Here is a 16,703-nt window from a genome sequence, read left to right as displayed (position 1 = left end):
GGAGCACTTGAAAGACATTGCGCCTACTATTCTGATTGTTGAAGATGATCAGGATATCGCGGAAATGCTGGGCGCGTTTTTGCGCTCAGCGGGATACCAGGTGGTCACGGAGAATTGGGGGGAAGACGGCGTCCGGTCGGCGAGAGCCAAGCGGCCAGACCTGGTCATTCTGGATGTGCGCCTGCCAGATATTGACGGTTTTGAAGTGTTGGAGCGCATGCGCGAGCATGTGTCCACACGCTATACCCCGGTGATATTCTTAACTGAACGGCGAGAACGCGAAGCTCGCCTGCAAGGCCTGGCTTTGCATGCGGATGATTACATAACCAAGCCGTTTGATGTTGAGGAACTGCTCTTAAGGGTGCAAAACACGCTGGCCAGGGCGCAGCGCGCGGCTGTGCAGCACCCGGTCAGCGGGCTGGTGATGGGAACGGCTTTGAAAGAGCGGTTGGACCGGCTGGCCGGGCAGCAGGACTGGTCCGCGCTGGTGATGCGGGTGGAGAACAGCCAGCAGTTTCGTGAGATTTACGGATTTATCGCGGCGGATGATCTGCTGCGGGCGACAACTTTGATTATTCGGGATATAATTCAACCATCTGACGCGCTCCTGCCCTTTTTGGGGCATCTGGATGATTGGTGTGTGCTGGCGGGGGTTCCCCGCGAACGCGCCGCCGACGTGAAAGCCAGGATCGAACAAAAACTGGAGCAGTCATTTCAATACTTCTACCGCGACCAGGATCTCTCGGCGGGGACATTTGAAGGCAAGCGCCTGACGGTCAGCGTGCAATTGCTGGCAGCGCGCGCGGCCTGGGGGGATGGACAAGCCATTGTGGATGAATGCTCGCGGTTGTGCAAACAGGATGGAAATTGAAAACTACAATCGTTATCCCAACTTACAATGAAGCTGAGAACTTGCCCAAGCTGGCCGCCGCGCTTTTCGCGCTGCCCCTGCCAGAATTAAGTCTGCTGGTGGTGGACGATAACAGCCCGGACGGCACCGGCCAGATCGCCGAAGAATTGTGCCAGCAGTACCCCGGACGGGTGAGCGTGATGCACCGGGCAGGCAAACAGGGACTGGGCACGGCCTATATTCAGGGTTTTCATAAGGCCATCGAGCAGGGCGCAGAGGCCATCGGACAAATGGACGCGGATTTCTCGCACCCGGTCGAAAAGGTTTTAGAACTGGTGAAAACGCTGGAGACCTGTGATGTGGTTTTGGGCTCGCGCTATGTACCCGGCGGCAGCCTGGATGAGCGCTGGCCGTTCTGGCGCAAGGCACTGTCGGGGTTTGGCAATTTCTACGCGCGCACCATTTTAGGCATGTCGCTGCGCGATGTTACCGGAGGATTCAAGCTGTGGCGGCGCGAGACGTTGCAAGGCATGCCGCTGGAGCGCGTGCGCTCGAACGGCTATATCTTCCAGGTGGAGATGTCTTATGTGGCCACCAAGCTGGGTTACAAATTCAAAGAGATTCCGATCTATTTTGCCGACCGGCGCTGGGGTCAGTCCAAGATGTCTTTCCGCATTCAGGTGGAAGCCGCGCTGCGCGTGTGGCAGCTGGCGAAAATGTACCGCGATTTAGGCCGCTGAGGCTGATCAAACCAAAACAAAGCAGGCCGCCTTTTTTGAGGCGGCTTTTTTTATGCAGATGGGTTCTTCGCGTTGATGAAGGCGGCGGTAACGTCTTTCCACTCGGGGATGGATAGGGTCTCGGCGCGGCGCTGCGGGTCGATGTTGGCGTTGGCCAGGAACTGCTCCACCTGCTCGCGCGGCAGGGCCAGCCCGCCCGACATGGCGTTGCGCAGGGTTTTGCGTTTTTGCGAGAAACCAGCTTTGGCCAGGCGGAAAAAGACTTCGATTTGGTCGGTGGGAATGAGCGGCTGCGGGTAGAGATCGACGCGCAGGGTGGCCGAGTCCACTTTGGGGGCGGGGTAAAACGCACCCGCCGGAATGCGCAGCACGCTGCGCGGCGCGCCGTAAACCTGAATGCTGAGCGCCAGCAGGCTGAGGTCGCCGGGTTGGGCGCAGATGCGCTGGGCGACTTCCAGCTGCATGGTGAGAACCATGCGGGCAGGTTTGACCTGGCTTTCGAGCAGGTGGCGGATGACGGCCGAGGTGATGTAGTAGGGAATGTTGGCGACCACCAGGTAGCCATCTTCGTTGATCAGTTGGACGGGATCCTGCTGGAGGATGTCGCCTTCGACGATTTCGACATTGGGCCAGGGAGAAACAACCTCGCGCAAGATGGGCACCAGGTGATGGTCAAGCTCCACGGCGACAAGGCGGCGGCAGGATTGGGCCAGGTAGCGGGTGAGGCTGCCGAGACCGGGACCGATTTCCAAAACGCAGTCGTCGGGTGAGACTTCGGCCGCGGTAACGATTTTCTTCAGGGCGCTGGCGTCGATCAGAAAGTTCTGCCCCAATCCCTTTTTGGGGTTGAGCTGGTGCGCTTTCAGCAGGGCGACGGGGTTGAGGGGTGGAATATCTAAGGAAGAATCCATGGTATGTTTTCGGGAACCGGGGTCAGAAAATAAAGGGTTACGTTGCTGTGCCAGGCTTCATAGTCGTCATCCGTGAAGCCCAGGTCAATCCAATGCGTGCCGGGGACGCCGCCGCCCACATCGGCGACGACGGCCGGGCCGTAGCCGGGGATATAGACGCCCTGGCCAACCATCCAATTGTACCAGGCGCGGGTAACGCCGATCACGCCGCGCTGGACCGGCAGGCCGGAGGCGGTGCCATTGTAGCAGGTATTGGTGCCGGAGCGGCAGGGAGAATACGAGGTGGCGTAGACGGTAACGGCGCGCCAATATTCGATGGGACCGGAGAGGGTGTCGAGGGTGCGGATTTCGATTTTGGTGCCGTAGCCCATTTTTTGGGTCACCGGCTGTGATGCCGTCCAGGTTTCTTCGGTCTGGCGCGATACTTCCTGGCCGTCTTCGTAGCGCACGCTGACGCGGCTGACTTCGATGCCGTACTGGCCGGGTTCAACCACGCGGCGCTGGTCCAGTTCCAGGTCGGGGTCGGGAACCAGTTCGTTGTCAAAGGGGATGGGCTGCTGCTCGAGGAGGATTTCTTCGCGCACGCGCACCACGCGCACGCGGCCGTCGGCGGGCAGGCTGGCGCTTTCGGGCGGCTGGCTGTAATCGAGGCTTTGCAGGGCAACACCGGCCTGGGCGAGCGCCTGGCCGACAGTTTGGGCGTGCGTAAAGGTGAGCAACTCGCGGTCGGCGACCTGCACGCGCAGCTCGCGCCCCTGCTGGATGCGAATCTGCGGCGGAGAGGGCAACGGCGCGTCGAGGGGTGGTTGGACATCCAGCGCAGGCGAGATGGAAATGCCCGCGTCTGCCAGTGCCTGCGCCACGGTTTGGGCAGCGGTATAGGCAGTAACGGTCTGCCCGGTGGGGGTGGTGATGGCCGCTTTTTGAGCGGGAATGAGCTGCAGGTTGTAGACCTGGGCAAGAGGAAGAGGCCGCAGGGGGTCGATGGGCTCGCCGTTCCACAGCAGGCGGTCGTGGGGGTAAAGGCGAATGCCTTGCGCGCCCAGTAGATTGGCGGGGATGCGCTCGACAGCGTGGAGGGCGGCGGTGAGACTATCGCCGGTGAACAGGTTGACCTGGCTGGCCTTTTGCACGCGGATGACCGGCTGCCAGGCGAGCAGCGCACCCACCGGCGGGTTCACGCGGTCTTGCGGGGCGAGGGTTACGCCGCCGTCGCGCAGCGCCTGACCAACGGTGAGGGCGCGGGTCTGCACGATGAAGCGTTGGTTTTCAATGAAAATTTCTGCCGGGCGGCGGATTCCGGTGAAGAGCAGAAAAAGCCCGCCGAGGCAGAGGAGTGCTGTGATCGAATATGCCATCCATTTTTTCATGGTATGGTGATTGTATCAAATAAAGTGGGAGAATCACGGAAAAAGAAAACGCACCTCACTTGAGGTGCGTTTGTGCCGAGAGACAGGATCGAACTGTCGACACCGCAATTTTCAGTCGCGTGCTCTACCAACTGAGCTATCTCGGCGTGAGACGGTATTGCGTTTGGATAGACAAATTCTACTATCGCATGGCTGACCTGTCAAGCAATATGGATGTTGAAATTGAAACCTTGCAATCGTTTGACCCCACCCCTTTAGGGAGGGAGGTTTTCATTGGGCGGCCTTAATGCAAGATACTGGACTGCCATTCTCCCTGGTAGGGGCGGATGGCCATCCGCCCTTACGGAAGAGAGGGGTCTATTGTAAGGCGGCGTTGAGGGTGGAACGTTTGTTTTGATGACAGAGGGAGAAGCCCGTATTCAACTGGGTTTAGTGGAACCGATGGCGGCTATCTGCGGCGGAACCCACGCCAAGCGTTTCTCAAAATGCTGAAAAACGCATTTTCTGGGGTGGAGAAATCTGCGGCCGATGAATTTTTGCGGAACCGATAGCCATCTACGCTGGCCTTTGGGAATGGAGAGGGATTTGTGACGGTGGGTTTGACATTCTTTGCGCGGCAGACTACAATTGTTTTGCGATTGTTAAAAATCTCTTCCCCTATTCACAAAGCGCAGATGCGCGATCCATGAGGTTGGTTTGGGTAAATGGCCTGAGAAATACGTAATTGGCCTTACGGGCAATATCGGGACCGGCAAGAGCGTGGTGCGGCGCATGCTGGAGCACCTGGGCGCGTATGGAATTGACGCTGACGCGCTGGCTCACCGGGCGATTGCCAAAAACGCCCCTGGTTACCAGCCGGTGGTGAAGATGTTCGGACGCTGGATTTTGAATGATGATGGGGAAATTAACCGCGCGCGCCTGGGAAAGATCGTTTTCGCGGACGCGGAGGCGATGAAGGCGTTGGAAGAGATTGTGCATCCCCTGGTACTTTCAGCGGTGGATATCATTATCAGCCGCTCGCGGCAGCGTGTGATTGTGATTGAGGCGATTAAGTTGCTGGAAACAAACATTCACGCGATGTGCGACTCGATCTGGGTGACGGCGGCGCCGCGTGAGACGCAAATTCAACGGCTGGTGAAAAACCGCAAGATGAGTGAATCTGACGCGCGCCAGCGGGTAGACGCCCAGCCCCCCGCGCACTTAAAGACCAGCGCGGCCATGGTGGTGATTGAAAACACAGGCACCTTTGAACAGACCTGGCAGCGCGTGGTGGCGGAATGGCAGAAGATTGTTCCGCAGACGGAAAAAGAACCCGAAGCGCTGGTGTCGGAACGTAAAGAGAAACAGTTCACTTTCCAGATTCTACGCGGAAAGCCAGGAAATTCTGCTGAGATCGCTGACCTGTACAACCGGCTGCGCCCGGCGGCGCGCAAGTATTCGCGTGAGGATGTGATGGCCGCCTTTGGCGAAAAGGCCTTTTTATTGCTGAAGGTCGATTCGCGGCTGCGCGGGCTGATCGCCTGGCAGGTGGAAAATCTGGTGTCGCGCACGGTGGATATTCTCATGGATCCGCTGGTGGAGGCCGACCAATGCCTGCCGGCGCTGGTGGAAGAGATGGAAAAAGCCTCGCGCGATTTGCAAAGTGAAGCCAGCCTGGTGTTTGTGCCCAAGCGGCTGGCGGGGCTGGAATTGATGTGGAAAAAAATCGGTTACAAACCGGTGAACCCGCCAGAAATTTCAGTTTCGGCGTGGCAAGAGGCAGCGCTGGAATCGGCGCAGCCTGATTCGGTGCTGTATTTCAAACAACTGCGCCAGGACCGTGTTATGCGGCCGATTTAGACCGCGCGCACCGGCTGCTTACTGTCAAGTGGATGACCGTGAAGAATTGGAGTAAATGTGCCCACCCTGCTGAGTGAATTGTCCTTTCTTTTTCAGCGTTTGAGCTGGCAGAGCGCACTGGACATTTTCCTGGTGACGTTGATCTTTTTTGCTGTGTTGTGGGTGGTGAGAGACACCCAGGCACAGGTGCTGCTGCGCGGGGTGGTTTTCCTGATCATTGTGTTGAGCCTGTTCACTTCGCTGGTGAGCCTGCCGGCGTTTTCGTGGCTGGTGAGAACCACCCTGCCGACCCTGGTGCTGGCCATTCCGGTGATTTTCGCGCCTGAGATCCGGCGCGCTTTGGAAAAGCTGGGCCGGGCAGGGAGCGGATCGCTATTTTGGGGGCAGTCCAAGTCTCAGGTGCAGCAGATTCAAGAATCGATTCGCAAAATTGTTACGGCCTGCGCGCGGCTTTCGGCGCGCCAGCACGGAGCATTGATTGTGTTAAGCCGGCGAGACAGCCTGGAAGAGTACCTGCGCACTGGCGTGCGCCTGAACGCGGATGTTTCTACTGAACTGCTGCTGCAAATTTTTTATCCCAACACACCCCTGCACGATGGCGCGGTGATTGTGAAGGGCGACAAGATCATCGCGGCGTCTTCGGTGATGCCGCTTTCGGCCAGCGGCACGCTGACGCGTTCACCGGACCGGCAAATGGGCTTGCGGCATCGGGCGGCGCTGGGGATTTCGGAGGCCAGCGACGCGATTGCGGTGGTGGTCTCTGAGGAAACGGGTTCGATTTCGATCACGCACGGCGGGCGGATGATTCGCCGGCTGGACAGCGAGCGATTGGAAAATATTTTGCTGGCGTTTTACCGGCCGACCGAGCCGGAGAATATCCCATTTTTTAAGAGCATTTCGCAGCTTGTGGGGCGCATCCTTCCGCGCGGCAAACCGGAGGATCGAAGATGATCGATCATTTACGCCAATTGGGCAAGAATATCCCCACCTTTTTGCTGGCGTTGATTCTGGCGGTGGCCGCCTGGATTTCGGCGGTGACCACGCAAGACCCTACCGAACAACGCGTGTACCCGCGCGCCATAAATGTGGAGGTGATTGGGCAGGACCCGGGATTGGTGCTGACCAGCACGACCCCCAGCACAGTAAGCATTACCCTGCGCGCGCCAAATTCGATCTGGAACCGATTGTTGAATGAGCAAATTCCCGTGCGGGCGGTTTTAGACCTTTCGGGTTTGGACGCGGGCACGTATAATTCAGAGATTCAAGTGCAGGTGGGGCTGCGACCGGTTGAGATTGTCTCTTGCACGCCGTGTTTGTTGACGGTGACGCTGGAGAATCTCTCGAGCCGCGAGCTGCCAATCAGCCTGGTGGAACGGGGGGACCTCGCGGTTGGATTCCAGGCTGAGTCGCCGGATTTCACTCCGAAAGCGGTAATTGTCAGCGGGCCTGAGTCGTTGGTGGAGCAGGTGAGTGAGGCTCGGGCTGTATTGGACTATAACCAGGCCGACCGGGATATTTCCCGCTCAATTCCGATCAGCACATATAACGCTGATGGTGAGCAAATCACCGGGGTAAGCCTGTCGCCGGAAGCGGTGACTGTGAACGTCAAGGTTACCCAGCGTGGCGGATATCGCAACGTGGTGGTGAAGGTGGTACCGGTCGGACAGGTGGCTGGCGGATACCGGGTAACCAACATTTCTGTCTTCCCGCCCACGGTTACGATTTACTCCTCCGACCCAAAACTGGTGGATGAGATCCCGGGGTATGTGGAGACTAAAGCGCTGGATCTGAACGGTGCCAAGGATGACCTGGATTTGCGCCTGCCGCTGGACTTGCCGCCGGGCGTTTCGGTGGTGGGCGAGCAGACCGTGGCGGTGCAGGTCGGCATTGCGGCGATTGAAGGCAGCCTGACGCTGACCGATAAAAAGGTGGAAGTGATTGGCCTATCGGACGCGTTCGAGGCCACCATCTCGCCTGAGACGGTGGATGTAATCCTTTCTGGTCCGCTGCCAGTGCTGGATCAATTGATCAGCAGTGAGGTGCGGGTGATAGTAGACCTGACGGGTGAACCAATGGGTACCTACCAGCGCGTGCCGACGGTGCAGGTGAACCAACCCGATGTGCGAATCGAGTCGATATTGCCCGGTTCGATTGAAGTGATTGTAAGAAGAAAGTCGCCTTAACGGGCGTTAAAGGTAAATTGAGAAGATGAGAAAACCAGTTGTTGTTTTGGTCGGAAGGCCTAATGTTGGCAAAAGCACACTCTTCAACCGCCTGGCGGGTGAACGCCTTGCGATTGTGGATGACGTCCCTGGCACCACCCGCGACCGCCTGTTGGCGGAGGGTGAGTGGACCGGGCATGTGTTTGATGTGATGGACACAGGTGGAATTGACCCCACCACAGGCGGTAAAGATCCGCTTTCGATTGGTTCGGCGGATTATATTGAGCAAATCCGGGTGCAGGCCAAAGCGGCGCTGGAGCTGGCAGACGTGGTGCTTTTCCTGGTAGATGCGGAAGCAGGGGTAACTCCGGCCGATTTGGAAGTGGCGCAGATTTTGCGCCGAAACCAGAAAAAAGAAGAAGATGGGCGGCTTAATCCACCGGTGCTGCTGGTGGTCAACAAGGCAGATAACAACGCATTGCGGAACATGGCTTCCCAATTCTACGAGCTGGGAATGGGCGACCCATACGCCATTTCTGCGGTGCACGGAACCGGCACAGGCGATTTACTGGATGAACTGGTGGCGAATTTCCCGCAGGAGCCTGAGGAAGAGGGCGAGCCTTCAGTTAAGATCGCAATTGTAGGCAAGCCCAACGCGGGCAAGTCCAGCTTATTGAACTGCTTGATGGGCGAAGAGCGGGCGATTGTGAGCCCGATCGCCGGCACCACACGCGACGCGGTGGACACCTTCATGATGTACAACGATATTCCGGTTACGCTGATTGACACGGCGGGCATCCGCCGGCGCGGCAAGGTGGAGCCGGGCGTGGAGAAATACAGCGTGCTGCGTGCCATACGCGCCATTGAACGCGCGGATGTGGCGCTGCTGGTGATTGACGCGACCACGGGCATCACGGCGCAAGACACACACATCGCCGGGTTTATATTAGAGGCGTGGAAGAGCACGGTGGTGATTGTTAACAAATGGGACGCGGTGGAAAAAGACAACGAGACCATGAATCTCTACACGCAGAAGATTCGCCAGGAATTAAACTTCATGGATTATGTGCCGATTTTGTTCATCTCGGCCAAGACGGGCAAGCGAGTGGATCAGGTGCTGCCCACAGCCCTGCGCGTGCAGGAAGAGCGGCTGGTGCGGTTGAGCACGTCGCAGTTGAACAAAGTGATTCAAGACGCGCAGGCGCGCCATCAGCCCACTACCAAGTCGGGCCAGACGCTGAAGATTTATTACGGCACGCAGGTGCGCAGCGATCCTCCCACGTTTATGCTGTACTGCAACGACCCCAAGCTGGCGCATTTCTCTTACCGTAGGTTTTTGGAGAACCGTATCCGCGAGAATTACACTTACCTGGGGACGCCCATCCGACTGGTGTTTAAGTCCCGGCGGGAGAAGTAAGCCCGGCGGTTTGGTTATTGAAGTTTCGTTTCCGGCTCCTCCAGGAATCAGGGATATGGATTTCGGGGGAGCGGTTTTTTAAGACGAAGGCTGAACTCAGGGTATGGCATGGCAACCGGAGCGGCTTCGGTGGGGGCGGGCTTTACAGTCTGGTAAGCATTGATCTGTTTCTCTTGCCCCGTCATTTAATGGGTTTTATAATTGGGTAAAGAGTGGTGGTTTTTATGGGTAGAGTGGAGGAAATCTTTTGACTGAAATCAACCCCAACCAGGAGACAGACAGCGCCGCTGAGAAGTTGCCGGGGACAAAATCGAATACGGCGCGGGTGATCATTGAAGCGCTGCAAACAATTGTACTGGCCCTGGTTTTATATTTCTTAATTGACAGCTTCATGGCGCGGGTGCGGGTGGATAAGATCAGTATGCGCCCGACGCTGGAACCAGGCCAACTGCTGCTGGTGAACAAGACGGCCTACCGGTTTGGAGAAGTGCAGCGTGGTGATATTGTGGTATTCCACTACCCGCTGAATCCGGCTGAGGATTATATTAAACGGGTGATCGGCGTGCCAGGTGATACCGTGGTGGTGGAAAATGGCCAGGTGTTTGTCAACGGCCAGGAACTGGTGGAAGACTATATCGCGGACGCGCCCACTTATACTGGGGAGTGGGAAGTGCCGGAAGAAATGTACTTTGTGCTGGGTGACAACCGCAACCAGTCTTCCGACTCGCACCGCTGGGGGTTTGTGCCAGAGGATCTTATGCTGGGCAAGGCCATCTTTGTCTACTGGCCAATTGATAAGATCAAGACACTCAACCATCCGCTGGTGGTGAATGCGGCCAATTAGGCGATTCTAATCCGTTTTTTATGGGAATTCTTTTCAATCTCGAGTAAGATAACACAAAGAAGGAATGAACGATGGCTATTCATATCAAAGAAATGGTTGAACAGGCCAAAGCGTACCTGGTTCAACTTCCAGAACTGCCCGAAATGAAACCGGTGAGCAACGATCAGGTGGCAAGTTTAATTGACCACACGATCCTCAAACCGGAAGCAACCCCGGAACAAGTGGAGAAGCTGTGCCTGGAAGCGCGAGAATATTCTTTCGCGGCGGTGTGCGTGAACCCCATTTTCATTCCGCAGGTGGCGCGGCTGCTGAAGGGCAGCCCGGCAAAGGCCTGCTCGGTGATCGGTTTTCCGCTGGGGGCTTCGCTGACGCGCATCAAAGTGGAAGAGACACGCATTGTGATCGAAGAAGGCGCGCAAGAAGTGGATATGGTGCTTTCGATTGGTCTGCTGAAAGCGCGTGAGTATGAGCAGGTGTATGAAGATATTCTGGCGGTTACCCAGGCCTGTCACCAGCACAATGTGGCGCTCAAAGTGATCTTTGAAAACTGCCTGCTGGAGAAGGAAGAAAAAATTATGGCGTGCCTGCTGAGCCAATCGGCAGGGGTTGATTTTGTCAAGACCTCGACCGGCTTCAGCAAGGCGGGCGCGACCGTGGAAGATATTGATCTGATGCGCCGGGTGGTTGGGCCCGCGATGGGCGTAAAGGCGGCTGGCGGCGTGCGCAGCCTGGCTGACGCGCAAGCGATGTTGAAAGCGGGCGCGAACCGCCTGGGCACCAGCGCCGGATTAACGATTGTGAAAGAGGCCCTCTCCTGAAAAGCAATCCCGTTCCGCAATCCGAAGAGACTTCTATGCTTGGCTGCAACGAATGCCAGGTGGGGAAGATGAGTCTGTCATACATTACATACATGACATGGCTGGGGGAAGAAATGGTCATGGTGCCAGACTTTCCGGCATGGGTGTGTGATGTGTGCGGGCGGCGGGAGTATGACCAACTGGCGATGGCGCGTTTGAGCATGCTGCTCAATTCGGAAGCGGGAAAACCGGTGAGCCGTCCGCGAACCATTCACCCGGTAAAAGGGCACAAATCAGCCCGCCCCAATGTAAGCGATTAGTCCAACAGTCATAAAGCCGAGACGCCGCAAACGCGGCGTCTTTTTGATTCGTTACAAGCGGCTGGCATCAAGAGGACGGTTACGGCTGCCAGGCGGGCTGCATATCGGCGGCGGGGTTGTTGGTGAGGTTGGTTTGCAGCAGTCCGGTGGCGGTCATAATATAGATTTCGGCGTTACCGTCGCGTTCGGAGGTGAAGGCGATCCACTGCGAGTCGCGGGACCAGGCGGGCTGCCTGTCGGCGGTGGTGTTTTGGGTAAGCAGGTTGATCTTTTCCCCGCGGGTGCGGTATTCGACCACATACACGCGCGACCGGCTGCCGTCCTGGCGGGTGTAGGCCAGGTAATTACCATCGGGCGACCAGTCAAAGTCACTTACCTGTCCCAGGCGGCCAAAAAATGAGGAGCGGTCGTAGGGTTTGGAGGTGGGCATGGGGGTAGGGTAGGGCTGCTCCTGCCAGTCGCGCAGGTGTAGATAATAGTTGCTGGAGGCGTAAATGATGTTGAGCATGGTGCTCATATCTGGCGCCCAGGCAGGGTCGTATTCGTAATATTCTCCGGAGATGCGGCGCTGCTCGCTGCCGTCGGGGTTCATCAAGACCAGTTGCAGGACGCTAGTGAAAGGGTTCTGGTTGGCAAAGGCGATCCAGCGCCCGTCGGGCGACCAGTCGGGGTAGGTGTCGTCGCCCTTGCGGCGGGTGAGGTTAACCGGCTGCGCGCCGGGCTGACTCAGGTCAAGCATCCATATGTCGAGACCATACTCCTGGGCTTCGGCAGGGTCTTCGGAGGCGGCCACATACAGCAGTTTGCTGCCGTCTGGCGACCAGGCGGGCAGAGTTTTATCGGACGCGCCGCTGGTGAGGGGCTGGGGCTCGCTGGCAAAGAGCTTTCCGGCGTTGTCCATAAATACGTCCATGCCCCAGATTTGCAGGGTCTGGTCCGCGGAACGGTCGCTGACGAAGGCCAGCTTTCTGCCGCTGCCAATCGGGCGCGGCTGGGGCGTTTCGGTGGGGGCGGAGGTGGGAACGGCGGAGGGTTCCTGGGTAACGTCGGGCAGGGCGGCGGCCTGCAGGGTGGGCGCGCCCGGCGAGGCCAGCGCGGCGGATTCGGTGGGGGGCTGGGCGGTGAGGGTAGGCAGGCTGGCGGCCGGGGTGGATTTGCCCAGAATCCGCCAGGCCAGCAGGCTGCCGCCGGTCAGCGCGAAAGCCAGAACCGCGCCAGCGATCCACACGCCGGGGTGGATTTTCTTCTGAACGGGCCGGGCAGGAGGAGCGGCCGGGCGGGCCGCTACCTGGGTGGGCTGGTAGGTAGGGTCGGTGAGGGCGTGGGTGAAGTCCTCGATGCTGGCGAAGCGCTCTTGCGGGCGCACCGACATGGCGCGCTCGATGGCGGCCTGAACGTGGGCGGGGACCTGTTTGTTGAGCAGGTTGAGGGGTGAGAGAACGGCCTGTCCCAGGGCGCGCTGCACGCTGTCAGAGGGGGTGAGACCGCTGAGCAGGGCGTAGAGGGTGGCGGCCAGGGCGTACTGGTCGGAGTAGGGACCGGTGCGCGCGCCGCCGTATTGCTCAGGGGGCGCGTAGCCGGGGGTAAAACCAGCCGCGCCGGCCTCGGTGGCCTGGGCGGCTTCGGATGCCTTGGCGATGCCAAAATCGACCAGGATCGGCTCGCCCTGGTCGTCGAGTTTGATATTGGCGGGCTTGATGTCGCGGTGGATCACCGGCGGGCGCTGGCGGTGCATGTAAGCCAGCGCCGAGCCGAGGGCTTCGGCCCAGCGCAGTACTTTTTCCACGGGCTGCGGGCCTTCTTCCTGCAGAATCTGGCCCAGGTCTTTGCCGGGGATGTAGTCCATCACCAGGTACTGGTTGTTTTCGAGCAGGAAGTAGTCGATCACGCGCGGCAGGTTGGGGTGGCGCAGATTGGCGAGCAGCTGCGCTTCGCGCAGAAACTGGGTGGAACTCTCGTCGGCCGGGCTGTGATTGCTTTTCACGGCTACGCGGCTCTCGAGGGAGGTGTCGTGGGCAAGGTAGACGGCGCCCATGCCGCCCTGGCCGAGTTTTTGAAGGATGCGGTAACGCTGGTGGAGGAGAGTTTCTGGCGCCAGTTCCATGGCAAAGCTCCTGTGAGATGGGGTTGGGTCTTGTTTTTATTATAGTGATTTCTGGGGGAAGGTGAAGAATGAACGACAGCTGCGGGCGCGAGCGGCGCTCTCGCTTAAGGGATTTGCGGATCGGGCGTGGGTTGGGGCCGGGGAGTGTAATTGACCAGAAACAGGCCGATGAAGATGACCAGCATACCGGTTACAAATACCAGGCTGATCTGTTCGCCGAGGAAGAGGACACCCAGACCGGTGGCAATGGGCGGGAGCAGGTAATTCATCTGTGAGGCAGGGCCGGCGCCGAAGGATTGGATGACGTGAAATTCAAGAATGAAAATGACAAAGGTGCCGATGGAGGCGAGGTAGATCAGGCCAAGCAGGTTGCCGCCGTGGAGCAGGGGCTGAAACTGGAAATTGCCGGTGAATATTGCCACGGCGATCAGGATGGGCGCGGCGACCACGGTGCGGATGCCGGTGGCCTGGATGGACTCCATATTGGAGAGGAAACGGCGTGAATAGACCACGCTGCCAGATCCGCTGAGGACGCCCACGGCCGCCCACAGGTAACCGCGCGGGTCGGCCTGCACCAGTCCGCCCAGGCCGGTCTCTCCGCTAAAAAGGATGATGGCTACACCGCCGAAAGCGATCAGGCTGCCGGCAATTTTCAGGAGGGTCAGGCGCTCGTCCTGCAGCAAAAAGTGCGCGAGAATCGCCACCACAACCGGGCTGAGTGTGCCAAAAAGGGAAGTAACACCCGAGGAAAAATAGGTGAGCACATGCATAAAGGCGGTCAGCGGCAGGGCGAACCCGAAAATACCCCATAGCCCGGCCTGCAGCCAGACAGAAAGATCGCGCGGCCAGCGCCAACCCGGGATGAGCGCGAAAGATATCAGGTAGATCAGCGCAGTGAGCGAGACGCGCGCGGCGTTCAACGCGTACGGGGAAACGGACTGCATGGCCGCGCGGGCGATGACGGTGTTGGAACCCAGCAGCACAGCCAGCAGAAAAACAGGGATCATGGCGGTTTTGAATCGTTTCATGGTGCGTTGCGAACTTTCAACGGCTTTGGGCTCTCCTGGCGGCGCTTGAGGGCATAGAAACGCGGGACTGCACGGTATGACTTTGCTGTGCCGCGTCCTGTTTTTGAAATATGACTCTGGAATCTGAAACTCAAATGAACATGGTGCGTATATGAAGTGTAATCGAAAAAACAATCTTGAGGAGACGATTTATGAGTTCAAAATGGAAAATTCTGGCCTCCCTGGGCGCTTTATCACTGGCTTCATTGGCTTGCGGGTTCAGCTTCAACGTGGGAGAAGCGAATGGCGAACTGGTGACGGAGGAACGCGCGGTGAGCGGTTTCGACGAGGTCAGGCTGGAAGGCTCTGGCCGGCTGCAGATCACGCAAGACGGCAGTGAAGGGCTGCGAATTGAGGCCCGGCAGGATGTGCTGGAGAAGATTGAAACGAGAGTGGACGGCGATGAACTGATCATCGGCTTCAAACCCGGGACAACACTGATTGACAGCGGTCCGATCTATTTCTATCTCTCGGTGGATGACCTGGAGCGTGTGCATGTGAGCGGTTCGGGTAATGTGGATATGGAAAGCCTGGAAACGGAAAATCTGGAGGTTGTGGTCAGCGGTTCAGGCAATATGAATCTGCGTGATTTACAGGCCAAAGAGCTGGATCTGAATATCAGCGGGTCGGGCAATTTTGAAGCAGCCGGAGAAGTGGATCAGATGCGGATTGATGTTTCAGGGTCAGGGAACTGTCGCTTAGGTGACCTGCGCAGCCAGACGGCGGTGGTCAAAGTCAGCGGTTCTGGTGATGTGGAAGCCTGGGCTGAAGAGAGCCTGGATATTAACATCTCGGGCAGCGGTGAGGTGCGCTATTATGGCCGCCCGCAGATGAATGAGCGAACGAGCGGATCGGGCCGGGTAACCAGCCTGGGCGAAAAATAGGAGGTGTGTGATGACGGATGAAATGTTGAATCCCGTCGCGGAGGAACCTGAAGCCGCCGCGAGCGGTCAGGAGATCCCCGTGGAAGCGGTGGAAGCTGTGGAAGCGGAACGGGTGGAAGTGGTAGAGGCCAGCCCGGCGGCAGAAGCGCCCAGGGCCGGCCAGGCCGCACGCGCTGGGGCAAGCGGAAAAATGGAACGCCCTGATCTGCTGACCCTTACGGCTGTGTATCACTTTTTATGCGCGCTGCCGGGGCTGTTCTTCGGCTGCCTGCTGCTGGCGCTGCCGGTGCCGGCGATCCTGGCCAGCGACGCGCGCGGAATTGGCTTGTTCGCGGCCTTGATGGGCATGGCGGTGGCCATTTTCTTCACCGGCGGCATTGGCATCATTTACGCCGTGGTGGGTTGGGGACTGCTGAAGATGAAGAGCTGGGCGCGCTGGTCGGCGATTGCTCTGGCGATCTTATTCCTGCCGGCGTTCCCAATCGGCACTGTCGCCGGGGGGCTGCTGCTGGCCTACCTGCTGCAGGATGAGACCAGAAGGTTGTTCCAGTAAACACTGGTGTTGGATGGGCTGCCCAATTTTCGGGCAGCCCTTTTTTCTTTAGAAGATCTTCCCGAAAATGTGGGTGGGTTTTTGCCGCCTAGCCGGGCTGGAGCAGCAGAACCAGGTTGACCAGCGCCAGAGCAAAGCTGTTATTGATGGCATGGATGGCAATGGGCAGCCAAATGGAGTTGTTGTTTTTCTCAAAGGCGACGGCGTTGACCATGCCCATCACAAAGCTGGCGGCAGCCACGCCCAGCGAGTCGAAATGAGCCAGGCCAAAGAGCAGGCCGCTGAGGATCACCGCTGGCCAGAAGGGCAGGCGGTCGCGGAACCAGGAATGGATCAGACCGCGAAAGTACAGTTCTTCAGCCACGGGAATGACCAGCCCTCCCATCAAGAGGGTGAAGGCGAAGTTGCCCCAGGTGAAGGCGCCGCTGGCAGTGAACGCGTCGGCGCGCAGAGAGAGGCTTTCAAAGCCGCCTTCCATCAACAAGCTGGCGACCACGCCCAGAATGCCGCGCACTGGCAGAAACACAGCGGTGAGCAGGGCGGCGGTCAGAATCCAGCCCGGTTTCCAGCGCGCGGGCCAAAAACCGATGGACTGCCAGGAGATTTTTCCGCGCCGCACGCCCAACAGGGCCACGCAGCCGATCAGCGAGAGCGCGTTGAAAATGAAACGCAGGGCGGTGTCGAGGGGGTCGCCGGGGGCGGATACCTGGCTGAGCAGCAAAGAGGCCAGAATCAGCACGCCCAACCCGCCGAGCAGGTACAGCGGCAGGTCAAACCAGCGTGTGGGTTTGAGGGAGGTGGTTAAGGAATCGGTTTGCATAGGTTGTGCCTTTCGATGAGTGCCT

General features: G+C 58.5%; 16 protein-coding genes and 1 tRNA gene. 11 read left to right on the top strand and 6 right to left on the bottom strand.

Features of this window, described 5'->3' with window-relative positions:
• Positions 1 to 7 precede the first annotated feature (7 nt).
• Together ADN00_RS04055 and ADN00_RS04050 are read left to right on the top strand one after the other, a co-directional pair.
• The gene (locus ADN00_RS04055; RefSeq protein ID WP_075061673.1) at positions 8 to 871 is read left to right on the top strand and encodes a response regulator transcription factor; all 864 of its coding nucleotides are present in this window, start codon (positions 8 to 10) and stop codon (positions 869 to 871) included.
• A complete protein-coding gene (locus tag ADN00_RS04050) occupies positions 838 to 1,590 on the top strand; it encodes a polyprenol monophosphomannose synthase (RefSeq protein WP_075061672.1) in 753 nt (250 codons plus the stop codon). Before ADN00_RS04055 ends, ADN00_RS04050 begins: the two co-directional genes overlap by 34 nt.
• A gap of 50 nt (positions 1,591 to 1,640) precedes the next feature.
• On the opposite strand, the gene rsmA is transcribed toward ADN00_RS04050, so the two are convergent.
• From rsmA to ADN00_RS04035, 3 genes are all read right to left on the bottom strand, one after another.
• The gene (gene rsmA / locus ADN00_RS04045) at positions 1,641 to 2,501 is read right to left on the bottom strand and encodes a 16S rRNA (adenine(1518)-N(6)/adenine(1519)-N(6))-dimethyltransferase RsmA (protein ID WP_075061671.1); all 861 of its coding nucleotides are present in this window, start codon (positions 2,499 to 2,501) and stop codon (positions 1,641 to 1,643) included.
• Positions 2,486 to 3,859: a ubiquitin-like domain-containing protein gene (locus tag ADN00_RS04040; protein ID WP_075061670.1), complete on the bottom strand. Its 1,374-nt coding sequence runs from the start codon at positions 3,857 to 3,859 to the stop codon at positions 2,486 to 2,488. Before ADN00_RS04040 ends, rsmA begins: the two co-directional genes overlap by 16 nt.
• Before the next feature lie 85 nt (positions 3,860 to 3,944).
• A tRNA-Phe gene (locus ADN00_RS04035) sits at positions 3,945 to 4,017 on the bottom strand.
• Positions 4,018 to 4,567: 550 nt separating this feature from the next.
• Between ADN00_RS04035 and coaE the strand changes: the two genes are divergently transcribed.
• The 7 genes from coaE (at position 4,568) to ADN00_RS04000 (ending at position 11,250) form a co-directional block, all read left to right on the top strand.
• Entirely contained in the window at positions 4,568 to 5,710 is a 1,143-nt protein-coding gene (coaE, locus tag ADN00_RS04030; RefSeq protein ID WP_075061669.1) for a dephospho-CoA kinase, read from the top strand.
• 57 nt (positions 5,711 to 5,767) lie between these two features.
• Entirely contained in the window at positions 5,768 to 6,661 is an 894-nt protein-coding gene (gene cdaA / locus ADN00_RS04025) for a diadenylate cyclase CdaA (protein ID WP_075061668.1), read from the top strand.
• Positions 6,658 to 7,893 carry a CdaR family protein gene (locus ADN00_RS04020; protein WP_075061667.1) on the top strand — a complete coding sequence of 412 codons (1,236 nt, stop codon included), beginning with the start codon at positions 6,658 to 6,660 and terminating at the stop codon, positions 7,891 to 7,893. The genes cdaA and ADN00_RS04020 overlap by 4 nt, the downstream gene beginning before the upstream one ends.
• Before the next feature lie 25 nt (positions 7,894 to 7,918).
• Positions 7,919 to 9,289 (top strand): ribosome biogenesis GTPase Der, encoded by a 1,371-nt coding sequence (gene der, locus ADN00_RS04015; protein ID WP_075061666.1) that lies wholly within the window; start codon positions 7,919 to 7,921, stop codon positions 9,287 to 9,289.
• Positions 9,290 to 9,536: 247 nt separating this feature from the next.
• Positions 9,537 to 10,133: a signal peptidase I gene (gene lepB, locus ADN00_RS04010; protein ID WP_075061665.1), complete on the top strand. Its 597-nt coding sequence runs from the start codon at positions 9,537 to 9,539 to the stop codon at positions 10,131 to 10,133.
• Positions 10,134 to 10,204: 71 nt separating this feature from the next.
• Positions 10,205 to 10,951 carry a deoxyribose-phosphate aldolase gene (gene deoC / locus ADN00_RS04005; protein ID WP_082389869.1) on the top strand — a complete coding sequence of 249 codons (747 nt, stop codon included), beginning with the start codon at positions 10,205 to 10,207 and terminating at the stop codon, positions 10,949 to 10,951.
• A gap of 35 nt (positions 10,952 to 10,986) precedes the next feature.
• Positions 10,987 to 11,250 carry a YgiT-type zinc finger protein gene (locus tag ADN00_RS04000; RefSeq protein ID WP_075061664.1) on the top strand — a complete coding sequence of 88 codons (264 nt, stop codon included), beginning with the start codon at positions 10,987 to 10,989 and terminating at the stop codon, positions 11,248 to 11,250.
• A 79-nt stretch (positions 11,251 to 11,329) separates the two neighbouring features.
• Here the strand turns inward: ADN00_RS04000 and ADN00_RS03995 are convergent, their stop codons facing one another.
• Both ADN00_RS03995 and ADN00_RS03990 read right to left on the bottom strand, forming a co-directional pair.
• A complete protein-coding gene (locus tag ADN00_RS03995; RefSeq protein WP_075061663.1) occupies positions 11,330 to 13,354 on the bottom strand; it encodes a protein kinase domain-containing protein in 2,025 nt (674 codons plus the stop codon).
• Between the two features lie 104 nt (positions 13,355 to 13,458).
• The gene (locus ADN00_RS03990; RefSeq protein ID WP_075061662.1) at positions 13,459 to 14,382 is read right to left on the bottom strand and encodes a DMT family transporter; all 924 of its coding nucleotides are present in this window, start codon (positions 14,380 to 14,382) and stop codon (positions 13,459 to 13,461) included.
• A gap of 191 nt (positions 14,383 to 14,573) precedes the next feature.
• Between ADN00_RS03990 and ADN00_RS03985 the strand changes: the two genes are divergently transcribed.
• Positions 14,574 to 15,305, top strand: coding sequence for a head GIN domain-containing protein (locus ADN00_RS03985; protein ID WP_075061661.1), 732 nt, complete (start codon positions 14,574 to 14,576; stop codon positions 15,303 to 15,305).
• Positions 15,306 to 15,315: 10 nt separating this feature from the next.
• Positions 15,316 to 15,858 (top strand): hypothetical protein, encoded by a 543-nt coding sequence (locus ADN00_RS03980; RefSeq protein WP_075061660.1) that lies wholly within the window; start codon positions 15,316 to 15,318, stop codon positions 15,856 to 15,858.
• Positions 15,859 to 15,946: 88 nt separating this feature from the next.
• Here the strand turns inward: ADN00_RS03980 and ADN00_RS03975 are convergent, their stop codons facing one another.
• Complete coding sequence (locus ADN00_RS03975; protein WP_075061659.1) at positions 15,947 to 16,678, bottom strand: CPBP family intramembrane glutamic endopeptidase; 732 nt, start codon at positions 16,676 to 16,678, stop codon at positions 15,947 to 15,949.
• Positions 16,679 to 16,703: the final 25 nt, after the last annotated feature.

Source organism: Ornatilinea apprima, from assembly GCF_001306115.1.
Lineage (GTDB): Bacteria > Chloroflexota > Anaerolineae > Anaerolineales > Anaerolineaceae > Ornatilinea > Ornatilinea apprima.
The sequence above is the reverse complement of the archived record's forward strand: the minus strand, read 5'-3'. Positions and strand labels throughout refer to the sequence as shown.